General features: G+C 58.9%; 20 protein-coding genes. 17 read left to right on the top strand and 3 right to left on the bottom strand.

Annotation, left to right across the window (positions count from 1 at the left end):
* Positions 1–21 precede the first annotated feature (21 nt).
* The 7 genes from rpsA (at position 22) to FBAL_RS09845 (ending at position 7,038) form a co-directional block, all read left to right on the top strand.
* Positions 22–1,692, top strand: coding sequence for a 30S ribosomal protein S1 (gene rpsA / locus FBAL_RS09875; protein WP_013345447.1), 1,671 nt, complete (start codon positions 22–24; stop codon positions 1,690–1,692).
* A gap of 66 nt (positions 1,693–1,758) precedes the next feature.
* Positions 1,759–2,043: an integration host factor subunit beta gene (gene ihfB / locus FBAL_RS09870; protein WP_013345446.1), complete on the top strand. Its 285-nt coding sequence runs from the start codon at positions 1,759–1,761 to the stop codon at positions 2,041–2,043.
* A gap of 114 nt (positions 2,044–2,157) precedes the next feature.
* On the top strand, positions 2,158–2,427 hold the full coding sequence (locus FBAL_RS09865; RefSeq protein WP_013345445.1) for a LapA family protein: 270 nt from the start codon (positions 2,158–2,160) through the stop codon (positions 2,425–2,427).
* On the top strand, positions 2,427–3,587 hold the full coding sequence (gene lapB / locus FBAL_RS09860) for a lipopolysaccharide assembly protein LapB (protein WP_013345444.1): 1,161 nt from the start codon (positions 2,427–2,429) through the stop codon (positions 3,585–3,587). Before FBAL_RS09865 ends, lapB begins: the two co-directional genes overlap by 1 nt.
* Positions 3,588–3,601: 14 nt before the next feature.
* Positions 3,602–4,297, top strand: coding sequence for an orotidine-5'-phosphate decarboxylase (gene pyrF / locus FBAL_RS09855; RefSeq protein WP_013345443.1), 696 nt, complete (start codon positions 3,602–3,604; stop codon positions 4,295–4,297).
* A gap of 29 nt (positions 4,298–4,326) precedes the next feature.
* Positions 4,327–5,130 carry an SDR family oxidoreductase gene (locus FBAL_RS09850; protein ID WP_013345442.1) on the top strand — a complete coding sequence of 268 codons (804 nt, stop codon included), beginning with the start codon at positions 4,327–4,329 and terminating at the stop codon, positions 5,128–5,130.
* A gap of 147 nt (positions 5,131–5,277) precedes the next feature.
* Complete coding sequence (locus FBAL_RS09845; protein WP_013345441.1) at positions 5,278–7,038, top strand: acyl-CoA dehydrogenase family protein; 1,761 nt, start codon at positions 5,278–5,280, stop codon at positions 7,036–7,038.
* 50 nt (positions 7,039–7,088) lie between these two features.
* Here the strand turns inward: FBAL_RS09845 and FBAL_RS09840 are convergent, their stop codons facing one another.
* The 3 genes from FBAL_RS09840 to dacB all read right to left on the bottom strand — a co-directional run bounded on the left by FBAL_RS09840 (position 7,089) and on the right by dacB (position 10,188).
* Entirely contained in the window at positions 7,089–7,403 is a 315-nt protein-coding gene (locus tag FBAL_RS09840; RefSeq protein WP_013345440.1) for a hypothetical protein, read from the bottom strand.
* A gap of 131 nt (positions 7,404–7,534) precedes the next feature.
* Positions 7,535–8,791: a hypothetical protein gene (locus FBAL_RS09835; protein ID WP_013345439.1), complete on the bottom strand. Its 1,257-nt coding sequence runs from the start codon at positions 8,789–8,791 to the stop codon at positions 7,535–7,537.
* Positions 8,788–10,188 (bottom strand): D-alanyl-D-alanine carboxypeptidase/D-alanyl-D-alanine endopeptidase, encoded by a 1,401-nt coding sequence (gene dacB, locus FBAL_RS09830; protein WP_049779442.1) that lies wholly within the window; start codon positions 10,186–10,188, stop codon positions 8,788–8,790. The genes FBAL_RS09835 and dacB overlap by 4 nt, the downstream gene beginning before the upstream one ends.
* Before the next feature lie 366 nt (positions 10,189–10,554).
* Here dacB and FBAL_RS09825 point away from each other — a divergent pair, with 366 nt between their 5' ends.
* The 10 genes from FBAL_RS09825 to FBAL_RS09780 all read left to right on the top strand — a co-directional run bounded on the left by FBAL_RS09825 (position 10,555) and on the right by FBAL_RS09780 (position 20,936).
* On the top strand, positions 10,555–10,890 hold the full coding sequence (locus tag FBAL_RS09825; protein ID WP_013345436.1) for a DUF1904 family protein: 336 nt from the start codon (positions 10,555–10,557) through the stop codon (positions 10,888–10,890).
* Positions 10,874–12,220 (top strand): CDP-diacylglycerol--serine O-phosphatidyltransferase, encoded by a 1,347-nt coding sequence (gene pssA, locus FBAL_RS09820; protein WP_013345435.1) that lies wholly within the window; start codon positions 10,874–10,876, stop codon positions 12,218–12,220. The genes FBAL_RS09825 and pssA overlap by 17 nt, the downstream gene beginning before the upstream one ends.
* A 109-nt stretch (positions 12,221–12,329) precedes the next feature.
* Positions 12,330–13,457, top strand: a complete 1,128-nt coding sequence (locus tag FBAL_RS19595) for a GGDEF domain-containing protein (RefSeq protein WP_013345434.1) — start codon at positions 12,330–12,332, stop codon at positions 13,455–13,457.
* Between the two features lie 47 nt (positions 13,458–13,504).
* Positions 13,505–14,698 carry a methyltransferase gene (locus tag FBAL_RS09810; protein WP_013345433.1) on the top strand — a complete coding sequence of 398 codons (1,194 nt, stop codon included), beginning with the start codon at positions 13,505–13,507 and terminating at the stop codon, positions 14,696–14,698.
* A gap of 66 nt (positions 14,699–14,764) precedes the next feature.
* Entirely contained in the window at positions 14,765–15,217 is a 453-nt protein-coding gene (locus FBAL_RS09805) for a membrane protein (protein WP_013345432.1), read from the top strand.
* Between the two features lie 64 nt (positions 15,218–15,281).
* Positions 15,282–15,881 carry a DUF2238 domain-containing protein gene (locus tag FBAL_RS09800; protein ID WP_013345431.1) on the top strand — a complete coding sequence of 200 codons (600 nt, stop codon included), beginning with the start codon at positions 15,282–15,284 and terminating at the stop codon, positions 15,879–15,881.
* On the top strand, positions 15,878–16,840 hold the full coding sequence (locus FBAL_RS09795) for a phosphotransferase (protein ID WP_013345430.1): 963 nt from the start codon (positions 15,878–15,880) through the stop codon (positions 16,838–16,840). The genes FBAL_RS09800 and FBAL_RS09795 overlap by 4 nt, the downstream gene beginning before the upstream one ends.
* 33 nt (positions 16,841–16,873) lie before the next feature.
* Positions 16,874–17,542, top strand: a complete 669-nt coding sequence (locus FBAL_RS09790; RefSeq protein WP_013345429.1) for an ABC transporter ATP-binding protein — start codon at positions 16,874–16,876, stop codon at positions 17,540–17,542.
* Entirely contained in the window at positions 17,539–19,887 is a 2,349-nt protein-coding gene (locus tag FBAL_RS09785; RefSeq protein ID WP_013345428.1) for an FtsX-like permease family protein, read from the top strand. Before FBAL_RS09790 ends, FBAL_RS09785 begins: the two co-directional genes overlap by 4 nt.
* Positions 19,887–20,936, top strand: coding sequence for a lipocalin-like domain-containing protein (locus FBAL_RS09780; RefSeq protein ID WP_013345427.1), 1,050 nt, complete (start codon positions 19,887–19,889; stop codon positions 20,934–20,936). The genes FBAL_RS09785 and FBAL_RS09780 overlap by 1 nt, the downstream gene beginning before the upstream one ends.
* The last annotated feature ends 9 nt before the right edge of the window (positions 20,937–20,945 follow it).

Genomic DNA, 20,945 nt, shown 5'->3' with positions numbered 1-20,945 from the left:
CTAAAGAAACTTTAAATTTACATGACTGAATCATTTGCTCAACTGTTTGAAGAGTCCCTGCTGAGCCTGGAAACCCGTCCGGGTTCCATCGTTAAGGGTACTGTAATCGCCATCGAGAACGGCATCGTTCTGGTTGACGCTGGCCTGAAATCCGAAAGCGCGATCCCGGCCGAACAGTTCAAGAACGCCAAAGGCGAACTGGAAATCGAAGTTGGCTCCGAAGTTGACGTAGCACTGGACGCCGTTGAAGACGGTTTCGGTGAGACTCAGCTGTCTCGTGAGAAAGCTAAGCGCCACGAAGCCTGGGTACGTCTGGAAAAGGCTGCCGAAGAGCAAGAGACCGTTATCGGTGTTATCAACGGTAAGGTTAAAGGCGGTTTCACCGTTGAGCTGGAAGGCATCCGTGCGTTCCTGCCGGGCTCCCTGGTTGACGTTCGTCCGGTGCGTGATACCACTCACCTGGAAGGCAAAGACCTGGAATTCAAGGTGATCAAGCTGGACCAGAAGCGCAACAACGTTGTTGTTTCTCGTCGTGCGGTTATCGAGTCTGAGAACAGCGTTGAGCGTGAGCAGCTGCTGGAGAACCTGGCTGAAGGTCAGGAAGTTAAGGGTATCGTTAAGAACCTGACCGACTACGGCGCGTTCGTAGATCTGGGCGGCGTTGACGGTCTGCTGCACATCACCGATATGGCTTGGAAGCGCGTTAAGCACCCGAGCGAAATCGTGAATGTTGGCGACGAGATCAACGTTAAGGTTCTGAAGTTCGACCGTGAGCGCACCCGTGTATCCCTGGGTCTGAAGCAACTGGGCGAAGATCCGTGGGTATCCATCGCTAACCGTTACCCGGAAGGCGCCAAGCTGACCGGTCGCGTGACCAACCTGACTGACTACGGCTGCTTCGTTGAAATCGAAGAAGGCGTTGAAGGTCTGGTACACGTTTCCGAGATGGATTGGACCAACAAGAACATCCACCCGTCCAAGGTTGTTAACCTGGGTGACAGCGTGGAAGTTATGGTTCTGGACATCGACGAAGAGCGTCGTCGTATCTCCCTGGGTCTGAAGCAGTGCAAAGCTAACCCGTGGGAAGAGTTTGCTCGCAACTTCAACAAGGGCGACAAGGTTTCCGGTAAGATCAAGTCTATCACTGACTTCGGTATCTTCATCGGCCTGGAAGGCGGCATCGACGGTCTGGTTCACCTGTCCGACATCTCCTGGAACGCTACCGGTGAAGACGCCGTACGCGAGTACAAGAAAGGCGAAGAAATCTCCGCTGTTGTACTGTCCGTTGATCCGGAGCGCGAGCGCATCTCCCTGGGCGTTAAGCAGATCGAAGAAGACCCGTTCAACAAGTACCTGTCTGACAACAAGAAAGGTGCTATTGTTACTGGTACCATCACTGCAGTTGACGCCAAAGGCGCTACCGTAGAGCTGGGCGAGAACATCGAAGGCTACATCCGTGTGGCTGACATCTCTCGCGACCGTATCGAAGACGCTTCCACCGTACTGAGCGTTGGTGAGTCTGTTGAAGCTAAGTTCATGGGTGTAGACCGCAAGAACCGCAACATCAGCCTGTCCATCAAAGCTAAGGACGAAGCGGAAGAGAAAGAAGCCATCGACGCTCTGAACCAGCAAGACGAAACTGTGTTCTCCAGCGCCATGGCTGAAGCCTTCAAGGCTGCCCGTAACGACTGATCACCAGTTGCAGGGGAGGGCGACCTCCCCTGATGGTGACGGCAATTGGCTTGCAGGAGAGCGAGGATGACTAAGTCCGAACTTATCGAAAGATTGGCCAGTAAGCAGTCCCACCTTTCCGGTAAGGAAGTGGAGGGTGCCATTAAGGAGATGTTGGAGCAGATGGCCAGCACTCTGGAACACGGCGACCGTATCGAGATCCGTGGTTTCGGAAGCTTTTCTCTGCACTACCGTGCTCCCCGAGTTGGCCGCAACCCCAAGACTGGGGAATCGGTTGAACTCACCGGCAAATTTGTCCCCCATTTCAAACCCGGCAAAGAGTTGCGAGAACGCGTAAATGACTCGCTCTGAGTGAGCTGAACAAAACCCCGCCAACCTGGCGGGGTTTTTTTTACCCCTTATGGCAAGGGACTGGTTTTTAATGGATAATCGAATCAGTCTATTGAGAAGGTATGCGGGGTCAGTGTGAAAGCCTTTTTGATCACCGCCGTGGTCGCGGCGTTATTCGTACTGATGATGGCTTTTGGTGCACAGAACGACCAAACCGTCACCGTAAACTACTTTATCGCCAAAGGTGAGGTTTCACTGCCGATGTTGCTGGCAGGCACCTTCCTTACAGGCTTTATCATCAGTTGGTTGCTTGCCCTGGGCATCATCCTTCGCCAGAAGCTGACCATCCGAAAGCTGCGCCCGAAGGCCGGCAAGGATGACACCACGGTCACTGACGCTTCCTGATGCTGGAACTGCTGTTTCTGCTGCTGCCTATCGCCGCGGCCTATGGTTGGTACATGGGCCGGCGCAGCGTTCGTATTAAGCAGGAAAACAGCCAGCGCCGCCTGTCGCAAAACTACTACGAAGGCCTTAACTTCCTGCTGTCGGATCAGCCTGACAAAGCGGTCGACCTGTTTATCGACATGCTGCAGGTGGATGAGGAAACCTTCGACACCCACCTTTCCCTCGGCACCCTGTTTCGCAAGCGCGGTGAAGTGGACCGGTCTATCCGCATCCACCAGAACCTGATTGCCCGTCCCCATATCAGCTTTGAGCAGCGCGACCTGGCGATGATGGAGCTCGGTAAAGATTATCTGGCTGCGGGCCTCTATGACCGAGCCGAAGAGATCTTTCTGCAGCTGGTCAAAGACCCGGACCACAGCGAAGAGTCTGAGCGCCAGTTACTGTCGATCTACCAGGCCACCAAGGAGTGGTGGAAAGCGATCCGTGTGGCCAAGCGCTTTAGACGCGCCAGCCGCAAAGCGCTGATGCCGACCGTTGCCCACTACTATTGTGAACTGGCCGCGCAGGAGCAGGATTCGGCGACCGTGATCAAGCTCCTCAATACGGCGCTGAAAACCGACTCGGACTGCGCCCGCGCCAATGTGCAGCTGGCGCGTTTGGCCCTGAGCGAGGAACGTCACGACGATGCCATCGCGGCTTTTGAGCGCCTTTGCCGTCAAAGTGGTGGGTTCGCCGTGGAGATGGTGGATGCCATTGAAGTGGCGTACCAACGTCGTGGTCAGGCTGAACGCTACCACGACCAGCTGGAAGACCTGCTGGCCAATGAGGGGCAGGTCAGCGTGCTGCTGGCGCTGGCGCACCTGGTTGAACAGCAACAGGACACCGATGCGGCCCAGCAACTGATTTTGTCGCAGCTGAAGCGCCAGCCTACCATGCGCGGCTTCCACCGCCTGATGCGCCTGCAGTTAGCGATGGTGGACTCTGAGCAAGCCAAAGACAGCCTGGTGTTGTTGTCTGATTTGGTGGAAAAACAGATTCGGCTGCGGCCCAAATATCGATGCCAGAACTGTGGCTTTCCCGGCCACACGCTTTATTGGCATTGCCCCTCTTGCAAGTCATGGGGACAGATCAAACGGATCCGTGGCTTGGATGGTGAGTAATAATGGAGAACAACATGCATTCCGATCCTAAGGTACTGGTCGCTCTGGATTTCGCTTCCGAGCAAGACGCGATGGCGTTTGTCGAGCGCATCGACCCCAGCCAGTGCCGCCTGAAAGTGGGCAAAGAGATGTTTACCCTGTTTGGTCCGCAGTTTGTTAAAGCGCTGTCCGGCAAAGGCTTTGAGGTGTTCCTGGATCTGAAATTCCACGATATCCCCAATACGGTTGCGCACGCCGTTGCAGCGGCCGCAGAACTGGGCGTGTGGATGGTGAACGTGCACGCCACCGGTGGCAGCAAGATGATGGCGGCGGCCAAAGCGGCGCTGGCGCCCTATGGCGATAAAGCCCCGAAACTGATTGCTGTGACCGTGCTGACCAGCATGGGCGAAGAGGAACTGCCTGAGCTGGGCATCACCCGCAGTAACGATGAGCAGGTGCTGGCACTGGCCACCCTGGCCAAGCAAGCCGGTTTGGATGGCGTGGTGTGTTCTGCGCAGGAAGCCGCTATGCTGAAAGCCAAGCTGGGTGCCGAGTTCCAGTTGGTGACACCGGGTATCCGCCCAGCGGGTGCCGATCTGGGTGACCAGCGCCGTGTGATGACCCCGGCTGAAGCGGTGGCTGCAGGCAGTGATTACCTGGTGATTGGCCGCCCGATCACCCAGTCAGCGGATCCGCTGGCCACGCTGGAGGCGATCAACGCCACCCTGTAAAAGGTTGAAACCCCGCCAAGGAGGGCAGTATGAGTTTTCAGGATAAACGGGTACTGGTGGTCGGAGGCACATCCGGCCTTAATCTTGGCATCGCCCTGGGTTTCGCCGAAGAGGGAGCCGAAGTCGCCGTCGCCAGCCGTGACGCCGCTAAGGTAGATAAGGCCAAGGCTGCACTTTTGCAGGCCGGCGCCAAAGCGGTGTATGGCTTTCAGGTTGATGTCCGTGACCCGGACACAGTATCCGCGATGTACCAGGCCCTTTCACAGCATTGGGCCAGCATCGACATTCTGGTCAGCGGGGCTGCGGGCAATTTCCCGGCACCCGCAGCCAAGCTCTCCCCTAATGGATTTAAAGCCGTGGCGGAAATTGACCTCCACGGCGCCTTCCACGTTGCCCACTTCGGTTATCCGATGTTGACCCGCCCGGGCGGCCACCTTATCCATATCTCTGCACCCCAGGCCTACCAGCCACTGCCGATGCAGGCGCACGTGTGCGCGGCCAAAGCTGGCGTGGATATGCTCACCCGCACTCTGGCGATGGAGTGGGGCAGAGAGGGGATCCGGGTCAACTCTCTGGTGCCTGGCCCGATTGCCAACACAGAAGGGATGGACCGGTTGGCCCCCGGAGAGGAGCTGCAGGCTAAGGTCGCGGCGACGGTTCCGTTGGCCCGATTGGGTCAATGGCAGGATATGGCCAATGCCGCCAAGCTGTTGAGCAGTCCGCTGGCGAGCTACATCACCGGGGTGGTATTGCCCGTGGACGGGGGCTGGTCGTTGGGTGGCGTCAGCCTTGCCATGAGTCACCTGACTCAATCTTTGAACAAAAGCGGCTAAGGCCGCTTTTTCTTTTTCCACTTCTTTGAAGCCGGTCCGGTGCGAATTGACGGTGCTATGACATCATCCGCCTCTTGACCTGCGCGTCCGCGCCCCTAAACTAAAACGAGTGTTTTAAAAACCCGTTTACATCTGCAAGGAGCCCCCATGCACTACAAGGCCCCCGTCCACGAAATGCAGTTTCTGTTGGACAACGTGTTTCAGGCTGGCGACCTGTGGCAAACCATGCCTGAGCTGGCTGAAATGGTCGATATGGACACCGCCATGGCCATCCTGGATGAGGGCGCGCGCATCACCCATGAGCTGGTGGCCCCGCTGAATCGTTCTGGTGACGAAGAAGGCGTGGGATTTGCCAACGGGGTGGTGACCACGCCCAAGGGATACAAAGAGGCTTACGCCACCTTTGCTGAGTCTGGCTGGGTTGGGCTTGGGGGCGAACCGGAATTTGGTGGCATGGGCATGCCCAAGATGCTGGGTGTGCTGTTTGACGAGATGTGTTACGGCGCTTCTAACGCGTTTGCGCTGTACAGCTCACTGACCGCAGGCGCCGCGCTGTGCATCGCCAGTCATGGCTCCGACGAACTGAAGCAGCGTTACCTGCCGATGCTCTACAGTGGCCAATGGAGCGGCGCCATGGACATGACGGAACCGCAGGCTGGCTCCGATCTGCGCCATATCCGCACCAAGGCGGTACCCCAGGAGGATGGCAGCTACCGGGTGTCCGGCACCAAGATCTTCATCACCGGCGGTGACCATGACCTGACTGAAAACGTCATCCACCTGGTCTTGGCTAAGTTGCCGGACGCCCCGGGCGGTTCGCGCGGCCTGAGCCTGTTCTTGGTGCCCAAATTTGAAGTCGCTGATGATGGCAGCGTCGGCGGCCCGAATGGCGTTGAGTGTGGCTCAGTTGAGCACAAGATGGGTATCAAGGCTTCTGCCACCTGTGTGATCAATTTCAATGACGCCAAGGGTTATCTGGTCGGTCAGGTCAACCGCGGACTGGCGGCGATGTTCACCATGATGAACTACGAACGTCTCTCCATTGGCATCCAGGGCTTGGGCTGTGCCGAAGCCGGCTACCAGATGGCTCGTGATTACGCTCTGGAGCGCAAGCAGGGGCAGGGCAGCGGTCAGGGGCTCGGCAACGGCGCTGACCCCATCATCGTCCACGGTGATGTGCGTCGTATGCTGATGCAGATTGCGGCAATGACGGAAGCCGGACGAGCGCTTGCGGTACTGACCGGGCAAAGCCTGGACAAGCAGAAGCACCTCAAGGACGCCCAGGCGGATGATCTGGTGGGTTTGTTGGTGCCGTTGGCCAAGGCGTTCTTCACTGATACCGGCCTGGAGAGTTCCGTCGCGGCGCAGCAGGTGTTTGGTGGTCACGGTTATGTTCGGGAAACGGGGGTAGAGCAGCTGGTACGCGATGTTCGTATTGCTCAGATCTACGAAGGCACCAATGGCATTCAGGCGCTCGACCTGCTGGGTCGGAAAGTGCTGCCCCGTGACGCGGCGATGCTGAAAACGCTGATCGCCATGGTTGAAGCGGATCTGGCCGAGACCGGTGCCGAGTGGGCAGACCAGGCACAACTGGTGCGTCAGGCGTTCGGGCAGTTATTGGACGCCGCTGGTGAATTCCGCTCCCGCGAGCGCATGGGCGATGCCGTTAATGCTGCCGCCGTCGATTACCTGCACGCAATGGGGTATGCCACCTACGGTTACCTGTGGCTGAAAATGGTCAACGCGGCTGAGCGCGATCAAGCCAGTCTGGATGGGGCCTTCGTGACCCGGAAACAGGCGATTGCCAAGTTCTACTTTGCCCGTCTTTTCCCGCGCTTCCACGCGCACCTGGCCTCGGCCCGCGCCTCTGAACAGGCGGTTATGGCACTGTCGGTTGATCAGTTCTAATCGGTGTTTTAGCGACAATAAAGAGGGGGCTTGCTGGCCCCCTCTTTGCGTTAACCGTTCTGATGGCTGAGTTTCGGTCGAGACAGTGGATGGATGTTGTTGGGGGTGGCGTAACGGTCTGCAACGCTCTTCCAGTGCACTTCCGGAAGATAGAACAGGTAGTATTTTCCTTTCATCGCGTCGCTGACAAACCCCATACCATGGCGAGTCAACTCGAAGTGGACATCAGCGATAAAGTCCTGGCGCAACGTTTGTCGTCCTGACAACTCCCTGAGCTCAGATTTGCTCAAGTAGACACCCGACTCAACATCGCCAAACCGCTCAATCATCCAGACTGCAAACTCTTTCGCACTCTTCATAGACATTGGATTGCCTCCCTATTTCAGACTGCGATACTGCATGCAGTCTTTTAGGTATAGACAAAATCCCGGGGGCTACCTAGCGAAAATTGGCCTAAGCCGCTGAAAAAGTGCCTCGATTTGAAAGCAAATATGGTCTAGCCGGTGGAATGAAGTGAAGCATCCGGGACCCGCCAGCGGGTCGCCTGAGCGGGGTCCAGCACCTGAGCCGGATCGTTGTCCCAGCTGGTCAGCAGGCGGCTGCGAATCACCAGTTGTCCCGCTTCGCGCGCCGGCCACTGCTGCAGTTGCTGATGCAGTTTGCCGGCGATGGCGCTCATCTGCTCACGGGGGGGCTTACCGCGGTTGTCAAAGCAGGCGGTCAGCACCGCCAGGTACTGGTCATCCCGTTGTGCCACCAAATCCTCAGAGCGGAGCAGAGGTCGCAACAGATCATTGAGCTGGTGCCACTGGGCCTCGCTGACCTCACCGCCGTCGATGCCAATAAAGAACAGCGCCGCAACCTGCTGGTTACGATGCAGGCGAGCCAACTCATGCTGAACCCGGTCGTGCAGCAGAGATTCGTCTCCCAGGTGGCCGCTCTCGAAGGCGTTGTGTTCATTGGGGGCACTCGGAGTCAAGGTGACGACAAAACCAAGCTGACCGTCGATGGGGCTCAGTTCGAGGCTAAACCAAACCGGGCGACCATCGCGGTCAGTGACCCTGGCAGGGCGTTTAATCCCGGCGGGGTTGGCCAGCAGGTCTCGTACGCTGAGGTTTTCGCCCAGATCGACCAGTTCACCAAGGTGGCGCCCCTGAAGTTCCGATTGCGGTTTATCCAGACGTTGTGCAAACCCCTCAGAGATCTGATGGATCTGGCCCGAAGGGCTCAGGCGGGCAAACGCCAGGGGATTACTTTGCTGCATCTGGCGCAGCGCGTTCAGCTCCTGTTCGTCGGCACGACGACGCAGATCATCAGCGACCCTATCCGCTGCAGTAACCAGCAGCCGCTTGGGCAACTCCTGCTCGGCCCTGCTGATCTTATCCATGATAAAGAGGTGGAACTCGCCCAACGCGGGCGGCAGGTCCAGGCGCCGGCCCAGGTAACAGCCCAGCTCAAACTGGTGGACCAGGGGCCAGTGGCTAAAGCGCTTAAGCTGTGGGTAGTAGATTAAGGAGTCAACGGGGCGATTGGCTTGATAGAGCAGCCGACAGGGCGCGGTGTCGAGTGGGTATTCGATTGGCGCGAGTGCCTGTCCGGCCTGACTGGCTACCTGAATGCGCACCTGGCCATTCAGGTGATGCCCAAGGGCAACAAAGGACCAGCGACCATCGGCATACAGGGACTGCGCCACCTGGTGAATCAGGGATTCACCTCGGGCCGTTTGTGCCAATCGTCGCCAGGCTTCGCTCATGAGTGGGGCTCGCTGTTGGGATGCTCAACCGGGTTATCGGCCGATGACAGAGAAGGTTGAAGCTCAGGCAGGCAACGGCTCAGCAGGCACTGGTACCAGAGGGATTCAAACTCGTTGAGCTTTTGCTTACGGGTGGCGGGCCTTCCGACCAGCCCATTAACCATCTGTACCACTACCCACTGTTCACCACTCTGGGTTTCCAGGAGTCCCGCGAGGTTGGCGACCTGACCAAACGTCCCGGTTTTGGCCCGAAGCAGCCCTTTAACGTCCCGGGTGCCTGGGCGGTGGGCGAGGGTACCGCTGACGCCAGCAACAGGCAGCAGTTCAGTCAACCCCTCCAGTTTGGGGTGGTGTTGCCACAGGGCCAGTAACTGGGCCAGTTGACGGGGCGTCACCAGGTTGTAGCGAGACAAACCGGAGCCGTCGATCAACTCAGAGTGGCGCATATCCAGGCCAAGTTGGCGCAGCGTTGCCATGCTGGCGTCGACGCCCAGGGCGTACCGGCCCTGGCCATAGCGGTGTTGGCCGAGGGTGCGCAGCAGGGAATCGGATATCTGGTTATCGGAGTCGTGGAGCAACTCTCTGATGAGCTCCGGCAAGGGTTCTGACTGGTGTCGGGCGATCACTGGCCCCTGGCCAGGCCCGAACCGAATGACCCCCCGCAGGGAGATGCCGAGTTCCAGTAACTGCTGGCGTATGACGGCGCGCAGGTAGGATTTGGGATCATCGATGGCCAGGGAGAGCGGCAGGCTGCGCTCAGTGCACCCGCTGAGGGTATAGCGATTGGCGCCGAGCCGAGCCATCTCCAGTGGACAGGCATCGCTGCTGGGAGCCGCGCGAACCTGAGCATCGATATCCAGCGGCAGGTGGGCCGGTTTGTCTACCGTGACCTTACCGGCGCGAAGGGTGAGCCTTACGTCGGCACAGCCGTGGTCGAGGATGTAGGCCGAGGCCGGTGCCGAGAAACAGATACCAAGGTCATCCCAGGGCCAGCCCCGGGCACGGTCGTAACCGGCAAACACAGTACCGTCCACCACAAGGTCGCCATCGATATGGCGCACTCCCTGACGTGGCAGGTGACTGAGCAGACGATAGAGGTCAGCGCGGGTCAGGGTGGGGTCGCCGCGCATCTTAAGGGTCAGATCGCCGCGAATGGTACCGCCTCCGCTCTGGCCCATTAACTCGGTCTGGTATCGAAACTCGGGACCCAATGAAACCCAGGCCGCCGTGGCGGTAAACAGTTTGACCGTCGAGGCGGGCACCATCAGGGTATCCGCATTGTGGGCCGCCAGAGTCTCACCCTGTTGGTTTATCACCACCAGGCCGGCCTGGCTGCCGGTTGGCAGCAGAGATTCAAAATCGGCCGGGGTGGCAAAAACCCAGGGTGTCAGGAGCAATAAAAAGGATGAAATCAGTCGCATAAAAGGGCTGTTAAGCGTTTGTTGCAATAGTGGTTATTCGCTGTCCATAATGAGAGTAGGTGATCTGGAATAGGGAGAAAAGGGATGAATACGGATCTGCGCAATGCTTTGCTGGCAACCGCGTTTGCTTTGGGCACCATTGTTCTGCTTGCAGTGGTTGCCATTCAATACGCTTAAAATGCCAGCAGTTCTAAGCAACAAGCCGTGATTCGGGTCACGGCTTGTTGCTGTTTTAGCCGCAAATATCTCCGCTTACTCGTGAACGCGGTCCGCCCCTCTTGCCCAATTCTTAAGGGTCTGATTAACTAGCGCGCTAGATTTTTGATTCTATTGGAGCGACCCATGCCCCATCTGCGTGTCCGCGGACTGGCGAACGAACAGGTTCAGGCGCTGAGTGAGCAACTCACCGACCCGTTAAGCCAACTGTTCGGCTGCCCGGACGATCACATCACCATCGAAGCCATTGCCAGCACCTTTTTCTTTCGAGGTGCCCCTGGTGGCGGTTACCCCATGGTGGAACTGTTGTGGTTTGATCGTGGACTGGACGTGCAGGACCAGGTCGCTCGCTTGATCACCGATACCATCCGTACTCTGTGCCAGGCGCCGGAACTGGATGTGGCGGTGATTGTGTCCCCTTTAAGTCAGCGTCATTATTACGAAAATGGCGAGCACTTCTAAGTATCACTGGCTTTCCGGGCTGGCCAGTCAATCCCTGAGCCCGGACCAGGTTGAGATCATCACCGACACCCGTGATTACCACCAGCGCCTGCTGGCTCTGATCGAGGGGGCAACCCGACGCATCTACATTGCAGCCTTGTACCTGCAGGAAGACAGCGCCGGCCGCCAGGTGCTCAATGCCCTCTACCAGGCCAAACAGCGTCGCCCTGAGCTCGATATCCAGATCATGGTGGATTACCACCGCGCCCAGCGTGGCCTGATTGGTAAAGGGCCCCAGGTCGGCAATGACCAATTCTATCGTGATACGGCTGCCCAATACCCCGGCGTCAACATCGGCATCTACGGAGTGCCGGTGAAGAACCGCGAGTGGGCAGGTGTTCTGCACCTGAAAGGCTTCGTGTTTGACGATACCGTGGTGTACAGCGGCGCCAGCATCAATGACGTCTATCTCGGTGTCGGCGAACGCTATCGATATGACCGTTACCACCTGATCCAGAATGCGGAACTGGCGGAAAGCCTGCTGGGCTTTATGCGCGACGAGCTTATCGCCAGCCCGGCCGTGGTGTCACTGCTGCAGGCGCCGGTTCCCGGTCCCAAGACCCTGCGTCGTGAGATTAAGACCCTCAAACATCGCCTGAGTCGGGCACGCTACCATCTGCCACACAGTGGTGGTCAGAATCAGCTGAGTGTCTTCCCGCTGCTGGGCCTTGGCCGTCAGGCTAATCTGCTCAACCGTACCATCGTCCGGTTGCTGCGAGTGGCCGAGCGGGATGTCTTTATTTGTACCCCGTACTTCAATCTGCCCAGTCCGCTGACTCAGACCATTGGCCGCCTGTTGAAGCAGGGCGTCAAGGTCACCATCGTGGTGGGGGACAAGACCGCCAACGATTTCTATATCGGTCCGGATCAGCCGTTCTCACCGGTGGGGGCATTGCCCTACCTGTATGAGCAGAACCTTAAGCGTTTTGCCAAGCGGCACCAGCGCCATATCGACGCCGGTTTGTTAAATCTGCAACTGTGGTGGCACGAGGACAACAGCTACCACCTGAAGGGGATGCAGATCGACGATGACGCTTACCTGCTCACCGGCAACAATCTGAACCCGCGTGCCTGGGCGCTGGATCTGGAGAATGGCCTGCTGATCACCGACCCGGAGCAGCAGCTCAAATCCCGTTTCGATCGGGAACGAGCCTGCATTCTGGAGCACACGAACCGAGTGAACAGCTACACCGATCTCGAAAGCGTCAAAGACTATCCCGCCCCCGTGGCGCGCCTGTTGCGACGGCTCAGCCGGGTAAAGGCAGACCTGCTCCTCAAGCGATTGCTCTGAATAAGAAGCGGCCATCTGGCCGCTTTTTTTGTCCCCACTCTCAAGCTTTGGCTCCTGTTCGTCGACTGTTCACCTTACCTTGGCCTTACACTAAATACGCATCGACGCTATGACGCGGGAACTGAGCCCCATCCTCTGGTGTGCACTGGTGGTGGTGGCGGTGGTGCTCGGTCTGCCACTTTGGCAGGCGCACCTGAACCATTATGCCCTCTCGCTGGAGCTTATCCCGGTGGGGCTGCTTCTATTGGCGATTGGTTTGGCCTGGCGTTTCCGGTTGTCTTACCACAGTTACCTCGGCCTGTTGCTGCTGGTTGCTTACCCGTTCCAATCCCCGCTGTCTGGTTTGACGCCACTGCTTATCCTCAGTACCAACGACATCTACCTGCTGCTGGCGCTTAACTTGCTGCTGTTGCCAAAAGCACCGGCTACTGGAGCTTATCTTGCAGGTTGGTTGGGCTGGTTGGTGGGGCAGTGCCTGTTGCTGCAGCACCTGTCCTGGGATTGGCTCTATCCCATGGTCAGCCCACGACTGCTGAATACGCCGATGCACTACCTGTTTGTGGTTCCGGCGGCGCGGTTTTTCTGGGCGCTGTCGCAGGGCAAGCAAGAGGACCTTATCCCGCTGCTGCTTGGGGCGATGGCATGGCTGGTCAGCGGTTGGCCGATGCCCTGGCCGGGTGGGGTACTGCTTTACAGCGGCATCGCCGGGATTCTGATGCTGGTGGTGTTTGATGGTGCCTATCGGTTGGCGTTTCGCGATGGTTTGACCGGCTTGCCGGCAAGACGAACTCTGGACGGCGATCTGAGTGATACCGGCGCGCTGGTTCACATCGCCATGCTGGATGTCGACCATTTCAAAGCCTTCAACGATACCCACGGTCACACCTGGGGCGATCTGGCACTGCGGGAACTGGCCACCAAGTTACGCCGGGTAAAGGGAGCGCGTGCCTACCGCTACGGTGGCGAGGAGTTTACCCTGGTGTTCCGAAAGGCCAACCGAACCGAAGTGGTGGCGGCCCTGGAAGCGCTACGCGTCGCGGTAGAGGAGGGGACGATGGTGGTCACCCAAAGTGGCAAAGATGGGAATACACTGCCGGTGAGGGCCTCCTTGACCATCAGTGTTGGCGTTGCCCAGCGTCACGGTCAGCATGAACAGATCGGCACGGTGCTGAAACGCGCGGATATGGCGTTGTACCGGGCCAAAGAGGAGGGCAGGAACCGGATCGTTTTGGGCTGACCCGGCCATTTGGTACCATAACGTTTTCCCCTTCTCCGTTTGGCACCATGTCCCACCACTCCCGCTTGCAACGCCTGGCTGACCAACTGAACGCCCACCAGTCGCTTTGGCGAGCCAACCCGTTTCGCGATCTCACACCGGCCTGGATCCAACAACATCCACAACTGGCCCACCAGGTGTTGTCGCTGGATGATGCCACCGTTGCGCATCTTGAGCAGCACCCAGAGCAGGCTCTGGCGCGATTTGCCGACGTGTTGCCGACGCTGGGCCAATTAGCTCCATTGCTTGCAGTGCCAGTGGCTGAGGAGCACGCTGCGGCGCCTCGCCAGGGGCGACAGTTCGCCCATATTCCCGGCCGGAAATGGCAACAGATCACCGCTTTTGTTGGCGCACTGGGCCAACCCAAGGCACCGGTGCTGGAATGGTGCGCAGGAAAGGGCCACCTTGGTCGATTGATCAGCCAGCAGTGTGAGGTTGCGGTAACCAGCCTGGAGTGGGATCAAATCCTGTGTCAGGAGGGGGAACAACTGGCATTGCGTGCCGCGCTGCCTCAGCAGTTTGTCTGTGCTGATGCGTTGACACCAGAAACCGCCAACGCGGTTAAACCGACCCAGCATGCGGTGGCGCTTCACGCTTGTGGTGATCTCCATGCCAGCTTAATTCGACACGCGATCAAGCGCGGTACCCAAGGGCTCACCATCAGCCCCTGTTGTTACCACCTGACCGCTCAGTCACACTACCGGCCGTTTTCCCGGCAGGGCCAGGCATGCCAATTGGCGCTAAGTCGTGATGAGTTACGCATTGCGGTACAGGAAACCGCCACGGCCCCGGCACGGGTGCAACGGTTGCGAGCCACCGAGATGGCTTTCCGTTTGGGCTATCAGGCCCTGATAGAACGGTTGGCACCAGAGCGCCGGGATGAAGGCGTGCCCTCCTGTCCTAAGGCGCTGCTGGGCCAGGGCTTTGAGGGTTTCTGCCGCTGGGCGGCTGAGCGCAAGTCAGTCACGCTTGGCGAGGACGTGGACTGGCCTCATTGGCAGCGCGAGGGGGAACAGCGCTGGCATCGCCTGCGGCGCCTTAGTCTGGTCAGGGCAGTCTTTGCCCGTCCGCTTGAGCTTTTTCTGGTGCTGGACAGGGTCTGCTTTCTCGTCGAGCAGGGTTATCACGTGACCCTGAGTCGCTTTACCGACCGAGCGGTCACACCACGCAACCTCCTGATTCAGGCCGAACTAAGGCGCTGAGCCGGGTTGCGTCACGACCGGACAGGGTCTAGGGTCGAAAGAGCGTTTCAACTAAGGATACCGGCTATGGCTCGCTCCCTGTTCAGCACGCAAACGCCATCCACTCCCTGGCATCTATGGCTGGTGGGGATACTGGCGCTGCTTTGGAATGGGATGGGAGCGATGGATTACCTCCTGACCCAGACCCGAAACAGTGAGTACATGGCCCAGTTTAGTCAGGAACAACTGGCGTTTTTCTACGGTTTCCCCTCCTGGGTGGTTGCCGCTTGGGCCATCGCTGTGTGGGGTGGGGTGCTGGGGGCTATCCTGCTGCTGATGCGCCGTCGTCTGGCCATCGGCGTGTTCCTGATTTCGTTACTGGCGATGGTTCTGACCACCGTACACAACTACCTGATGGTGGATGGCATGGCGGTGATTGGCGATCCTTTCTCCCTGGGCTTTACCGCCACCATTTTTGTCGTGGCGTTGCTGCTTTATCTGTACAGCAAGCGACTCGGTCAACAGGGCCGCTTGCGGTGAGGGTCGCCGTTGCCCCTCCCCGCGGGTTACCATAACTACCTGTCCACCCAGCGAGTTTTTTACATTGAACACCAAATCATTCCTGTGGGCAGGCTGCTTTACTGCAGTGCTGCTCTGGTCCGGTTACCAGCCGAAAGACACCTTTACCTGGTTTCTGGAAGTTTTGCCTGCGCTGATCGGCGCCGTCCTTCTGGTCGCGACCTACCGTCGCTTTCCCCTGACCCCCATGCTCTATCTGCTGATTCTGGCGCACTGTATCGTGCTGATGGTTGGCGGGCACTACACCTACGCGGAAGTGCCCCTGTTTGACACCATCAAGCCCTGGTTTGGTTTCGAGCGAAACAACTACGACAAAGTTGGCCACCTGATGCAGGGCTTTGTGCCTGCCATTTTGGCCCGTGAAATCCTCATTCGTCGGCAGGTCGTGAAAAGTCACGGCTGGATGACCCTGTTTGTGGTTTCCATCTGCCTCGCGTTCAGCGCCTTCTACGAACTGATTGAATGGTGGGTCGCGCTCGCCAGCGGCCAATCTGCCGAAGCGTTTCTTGGCACTCAGGGTTACGCCTGGGACACCCAGTCTGATATGGCGTTTGCCCTGACCGGCGCCATTGCCGCTTTAGTGCTGCTGTCGCGCTGGCACGATAAACAGCTCGCAAAACTATGAGTCAGCAAACGGCCCTTAGGCTGGGCAAGTATTTGGGTCAGAAACCGCCCCAGTTAGTCGATACCCTGCAGTCTCTGTGGAGTGGTTATGGTGCGATAGAGCGCTGGCAACTGGACGATGGCCGTACCATCATCGTGAAGCGGATCGCGCCGCCGAACGAAGTCCAACACCCAAGAGGCTGGCACAGCGAGGTGGGCCACCAGCGAAAACTGACCAGCTATCGGGTCGAGCAGCACTGGTATCAGCATTTCTCGCCCGCCGCTGCGTACTGGCCCAATACGCTCGGGACGTTCAGCGAGGATGGCACCACTTACCTGCTGCTCTCCGATCTCGACGCTGAGGGATTTGCAGGGCGACCGGAGTCGCTGTCACCCCATCAGATCACCCTGTGCCTCGAATGGTTGGCGCAGTTTCATGCCCGCTTCCTTAACGTCAGGGATGAGCAACTGTGGGCACGGGGCGGATACTGGCATCTGGCCACCCGTCAGGAGGAGTGGCAGCGGATGCAGGATACTTCGCTTAAGCGAGCCGCAGCGCAACTGGATCGCTGCCTCGCCAACGCCCGCTGGCAAACTCTGGTGCACGGTGATGCCAAGGTCGCGAACTTCTGCTTTGGTGCGGACCGGGTCGCCGCCGTGGACTTTCAATACGTAGGCCACGGACCTGGGGTCGTCGACGTAGCTTACTTTCTGGGCAGTGAGCTGGATGGTCCCCGATTGGCGGCCGAGGCGGAACACTGGCTGGACTATTATTTCAGCGCACTGCAATCGGCTTTGAGCCTGGCCGCGCCGCAATGGGCCGACCTCGAATCGGAATGGCGGCAGTTGTACCCGGTGGCGGTGGCGGACTTTGCCCGGTTTCTTGATGGCTGGGCGCCTGAACACTGGAAAATCAATGATTACAGCCGGGGCATGGTCGACCGGTTGCTCGCAGAAGGGAATTTTTTCACCAAAGGGTGAGCCTGAACCCGGTTCCTGTCGTAAGGTGTGATCATGATTGAGATCAACGCGTTGCACTTTAGTCGTTTGGACGGCACCCAACCCCGGCCCATCCTGCAGGACCTGAGCCTCTCACTGCCCGCGGGCGCGCAGTGCAGTCTGGTGGGTGACAGCGGAACCGGCAAAACCACACTGCTCAACCTGTTGGCGGGCCTCGAACCCTGTCAGCGGGGTGAGGTCAATGTGATGGGGCAGTCGCTGGTGGGTCGCTCAGCGACGGAGCTGGCCCTGTATCGACGCCATATCGGCATCGTTTTTCAGCAGTTCCAGCTGCTCGAAAGTCTCTCGATCCTGGACAACCTGCTGCTGCCTCATCGTCTGTTGGGGCGCAGTGGTAAGCCGCTTCGCCTTGAGGCACTGGCCGAGGCGCTCGGAATCGATCACCTGATGTCACGTTTACCAAATCAGCTCAGTGGGGGTGAGCAGCAGCGGGTTGCGGTTTGCCGGGCGCTGGTGCATGAGCCGGGGCTGGTGTTAGCCGATGAGCCCACCGGCAATCTGGATGAAAGCAACAGCCACAAGGTGGTCAGCCAGCTGAAGCGGTTAGCCCGGGAACAGGGCAGTACCGTGGTGATGGTTACGCACAGCCAAAGTCTGGCCAGCGGGTTCGAATACCAACTGCGCCTTCACAACGGACAACTGCACCAGGCAGACCGACCATGAGTGGGCTTTGGTGGCGCTGGGTTACCGGAGAGTGGCGTCGCCACCGCGGTTTGATGCTGTGGCTGCTGCTGGGCCTAATCAATGCTGCGGCCCTGTTGAGCGCCATCGAAGTGCTGAACCGCTCAGCCAGAACCAGCTTTGCCGACGCCAGCGCCCAGACCGAACAACCCAGACCGTGGCGCATCCAATCCGCCATCAGTGGCCACCGAATCGATATCGACCTGTGGCTGTCCCTGCGTCGGGCCGGCATTGATGCGGAGCCCATGCTGGAGGGGCAGGCTCTGCTCGATAATGGCGACTGGCTGCGCTTGCACAACCCCGGCACGTCCACGCTGGCCTTTGATGGTGACTGGGCGCTGTTGGCGGACCGCAAGTTGGCTGAGCGCCGAGGCTGGGATGCCGGACAGCAACTGGTGTTGGCCAACGGGGATCGTTTGCCTCCGCTGACCCTGATTGACGATCTCGGCCCCTTTTTGTTACTCGACCTGGCTCCATTGTCCCGGGTTCTGGAAAGCGGCGACTTTCTCACCTATCTGACCCTGCCGGAACTTACAGACGCCCAGCGTTCACTGATTGAACGCCTGTTGCCTCCCCACCTCAATCTGACCGCCAAGCACGACCCTGCCCAGGACAGCTTACTGGCCGCGTTAAATCTGAACCTGACCGCGCTGTCCGTATTGGCCTTTCTGGTGGCCTTATTGCTGGCGTTTCACGCCTTCGAACGCTTGTTGCAGAAGCGTCAGCGTGCCCACAGAGTGATGCACCAGCTGGGCATTACCCGTCGCGGCTATCTGGTGGTGCTGTTAATGGAATGGACGGCGTTGGCGCTGTTGTGCGGTTTTATCGGCAGCATGCTCGGCGTTGAGCTGGCCAAACTGTTGGCCCCGGGACTGGGGGATACCCTGGTTAACCTCTACGGGCTTCGGCAGAACCTGAGTGTCTATTGGACCCCTTGGCAGGCTTTGGAAGCGGCGGTACTGTTGTGGACCTCGATGTTGGTCATGGGAGCCTGGCTGCTGTGGCGTCCCCGCAGTCGTTGGGGGCGGTGGATCACGCCATTGGTGATGGCAGCAACCGCACTGTTGTGGTGGCAGGCCGACACCGGTTGGCAGGCGCTGCTGGTCTGTGGACTGACGGTACTGAGCCTGTTGTTGCTCGCTCCCGGGCTGATGGCGCTGGTTCAACGGTTATTGGGGCGCTTCAGCTTGTCCATGTGGCCGGGGGAAGCCGCCACGTTGCTGTGGGCGGTGTCTGATCAGGCCGCGCAGCGTCGCCACCTTTCATTAGCGGCCATGGCCATCACCCTGGCACTGGCCATGGCGGTGTCCACGCGCGTAATGGTGGGTTCCTTTGAGCAAGCGTTGGTGGATCACCTGAATCAACGACTGTTTGCCGATCACTACATTGGCGGCAGCGAACCGTCACTGAAAACGTGGCAGAAGCAATTGGCTGCTTTGCCCCCCGAGGTCTATGTCGAGACCATCGGTTCCCGGGATGCCGAGCTTGCCGATACCCCGATTCGACTGGTGGTGCACGAGCCCGGCGCGACGCCATGGCCCTTTGTCCACCTGAAGGAGGCCGGCAACGATTGGTGGGGCCAGTTGGGGCAGGGCGGATGCATTGCCAATGAGCCTTTAGCACTGAAGTTGGGCCTTGAACTGGGCCAGGTACTTCAGGTCAACAGCGGCCAGGGCAATATGGAGTGTCGCCTTGCGGGCATCCAATACGACTATGGCAATCCTGCGGGGCACCTGGTGTTGCAGCGGCAGGTCGTCGAGGCGTCGCTGGGCACCGTGCCGCTGGAAGGGTTGGCGGTGACCACCCCGGGCAACCCCGATTGGGTCAGACAACGCCTGAGCGAGATAGGGATTCCCGATGGCGCCATCCGCCCCCAGGGTGACATTCGTCAACTGGCGCTGACCCTGTTCTCACGGACCTTTGTGATTACCGATGCGTTGGCTAGCCTGACTCTCCTGGTGGCCTTTGTCAGCTGGCTGGCCAGTGTGGCGTCGGCCAGTCGATTGTGGCGGCATGACCATGGCGTATTACTGGCCTTGGGCTGCACACCCCGCCAATTGATGCTGGCGCGGCTGTGGCAGCTGTTCGCGTTACTGGTGGCGATTTTACTGATCGGCGTACTCGGCGGCCAGGTGTTGGGCTATCAACTGCTCAGTCTGGTCAACCCGCTGAGCTTTGGCTGGACCATGGCGGTCAATCCTTTAAGTGGCCATTGGTGGCCCTACCTTGCCGCAGCGCTGTTTGGTGGATTGCTGTTGGCGTTGTGGCCGGCGGCCAGAGAGCTGAAAACGCCAGCGGCCAGCATGATCGCGACGGAGGGAGTGTAATGAGGTGGGCATGGATTGCGTGGGTTCTGCTGTTGACCGCCTGCCACAAAGCCTCGGATCCGGCGCCCTTTATCAGCGCGGGCAGTGGCAAAGATGTTGTTCCGGGGATGGCACTGTCGTTTCCTCGTGATCATGGCGCTCACCCTGAATACGGTCTGGAATGGTGGTACGTGACGGCCAATCTTGAAGATGAACGGGGCCAACATCACGGTCTGCAATGGACACTGTTCCGCTTTCGCGGGGCAGAAGGTGACGAGACCCTCTGGCAGGGCCAGGGGTATCTCGGCCATATGATGCATGAGTCCGGCGACCGCCATCGGGCCTGGCAACGTCAGGGCAGGGCGCCTCAGGTTCAGATCACCGCCCAACCCTTCGCGGCCGGAATCGACCACTGGTGGCTGCGCAGCGTCGGTAATGCCTTTCAGCCATTGCAGTTGGTGGCCAGCGAGCAGAACTTTGCGGTCGCTTTGAGTCTGAGTGACAGCCCTTTAGTGGCCCATGGTGACCGGGGATTCAGTGATAAGAGTGGCGACGGCAGCCTCGCGTCTTACTACTACAGTCTGCCGCGTCTTCAGGTATCGGGACATCTCGACGATGGTACGGGCTGGCGCTCGGTAAAGGGCGAGGCCTGGCTCGACAGGGAGTGGTCGTCAGCGCTGCTGGATGATCGTTTTGTTGGTTGGGATTGGATGGGGCTGCAGTTGGCTGATGGGCACAATCTAATGCTGTTTTGCCTTCGACCGGCGGAAGGCAATGCGCCGCACTGTGATGGCAGCTTGATCAGCGCCAATGCAGAGGTCATCACCTTGGTGAATGACGTCATCGACTGGCGGGCGACTCAGTGGGTGACACTGGATGGCGCCCAATACCCGGTCGAGTGGAAACTGAACATCCCGGAACGGGAGATTTCGCTGACGATCCGCACCCGTTCGCAGGATCAACGCAACAAGTTGGATATTTTATATTGGGAGGGTCCGGTGCGGGTCTTTGGAACGCATCCCGGCCAGGGCTTCGTCGAGATGACCGGACGAAGCGAATCGTCCCGCTGACAGGCGCTG

Origin of the sequence: Ferrimonas balearica DSM 9799 (genome assembly GCF_000148645.1) — a bacterium.
Classification (GTDB): Bacteria; Pseudomonadota; Gammaproteobacteria; order Enterobacterales; family Shewanellaceae; genus Ferrimonas; species Ferrimonas balearica.
The sequence above is the reverse complement of the archived record's forward strand: the minus strand, read 5'-3'. Positions and strand labels throughout refer to the sequence as shown.

Coding starts and splice junctions, on each gene's coding strand:
- FBAL_RS09840 (WP_013345440.1), bottom strand. CDS start 7,403: ATGTCTATGAAGAGTGCGAAAGAGTTTGCAGTCTGGATGATTGAGCGG.
- pssA (WP_013345435.1), top strand. CDS start 10,874: ATGGCGAGCACTTCTAAGTATCACTGGCTTTCCGGGCTGGCCAGTCAA.
- ihfB (WP_013345446.1), top strand. CDS start 1,759: ATGACTAAGTCCGAACTTATCGAAAGATTGGCCAGTAAGCAGTCCCAC.
- FBAL_RS09790 (WP_013345429.1), top strand. CDS start 16,874: ATGATTGAGATCAACGCGTTGCACTTTAGTCGTTTGGACGGCACCCAA.
- FBAL_RS09780 (WP_013345427.1), top strand. CDS start 19,887: ATGAGGTGGGCATGGATTGCGTGGGTTCTGCTGTTGACCGCCTGCCAC.
- pyrF (WP_013345443.1), top strand. CDS start 3,602: ATGCATTCCGATCCTAAGGTACTGGTCGCTCTGGATTTCGCTTCCGAG.
- FBAL_RS09810 (WP_013345433.1), top strand. CDS start 13,505: ATGTCCCACCACTCCCGCTTGCAACGCCTGGCTGACCAACTGAACGCC.
- FBAL_RS19595 (WP_013345434.1), top strand. CDS start 12,330: ATGACGCGGGAACTGAGCCCCATCCTCTGGTGTGCACTGGTGGTGGTG.
- FBAL_RS09825 (WP_013345436.1), top strand. CDS start 10,555: ATGCCCCATCTGCGTGTCCGCGGACTGGCGAACGAACAGGTTCAGGCG.
- FBAL_RS09835 (WP_013345439.1), bottom strand. CDS start 8,791: ATGAGCGAAGCCTGGCGACGATTGGCACAAACGGCCCGAGGTGAATCC.
- FBAL_RS09845 (WP_013345441.1), top strand. CDS start 5,278: ATGCACTACAAGGCCCCCGTCCACGAAATGCAGTTTCTGTTGGACAAC.
- FBAL_RS09805 (WP_013345432.1), top strand. CDS start 14,765: ATGGCTCGCTCCCTGTTCAGCACGCAAACGCCATCCACTCCCTGGCAT.
- rpsA (WP_013345447.1), top strand. CDS start 22: ATGACTGAATCATTTGCTCAACTGTTTGAAGAGTCCCTGCTGAGCCTG.
- FBAL_RS09850 (WP_013345442.1), top strand. CDS start 4,327: ATGAGTTTTCAGGATAAACGGGTACTGGTGGTCGGAGGCACATCCGGC.
- FBAL_RS09795 (WP_013345430.1), top strand. CDS start 15,878: ATGAGTCAGCAAACGGCCCTTAGGCTGGGCAAGTATTTGGGTCAGAAA.
- lapB (WP_013345444.1), top strand. CDS start 2,427: ATGCTGGAACTGCTGTTTCTGCTGCTGCCTATCGCCGCGGCCTATGGT.
- FBAL_RS09785 (WP_013345428.1), top strand. CDS start 17,539: ATGAGTGGGCTTTGGTGGCGCTGGGTTACCGGAGAGTGGCGTCGCCAC.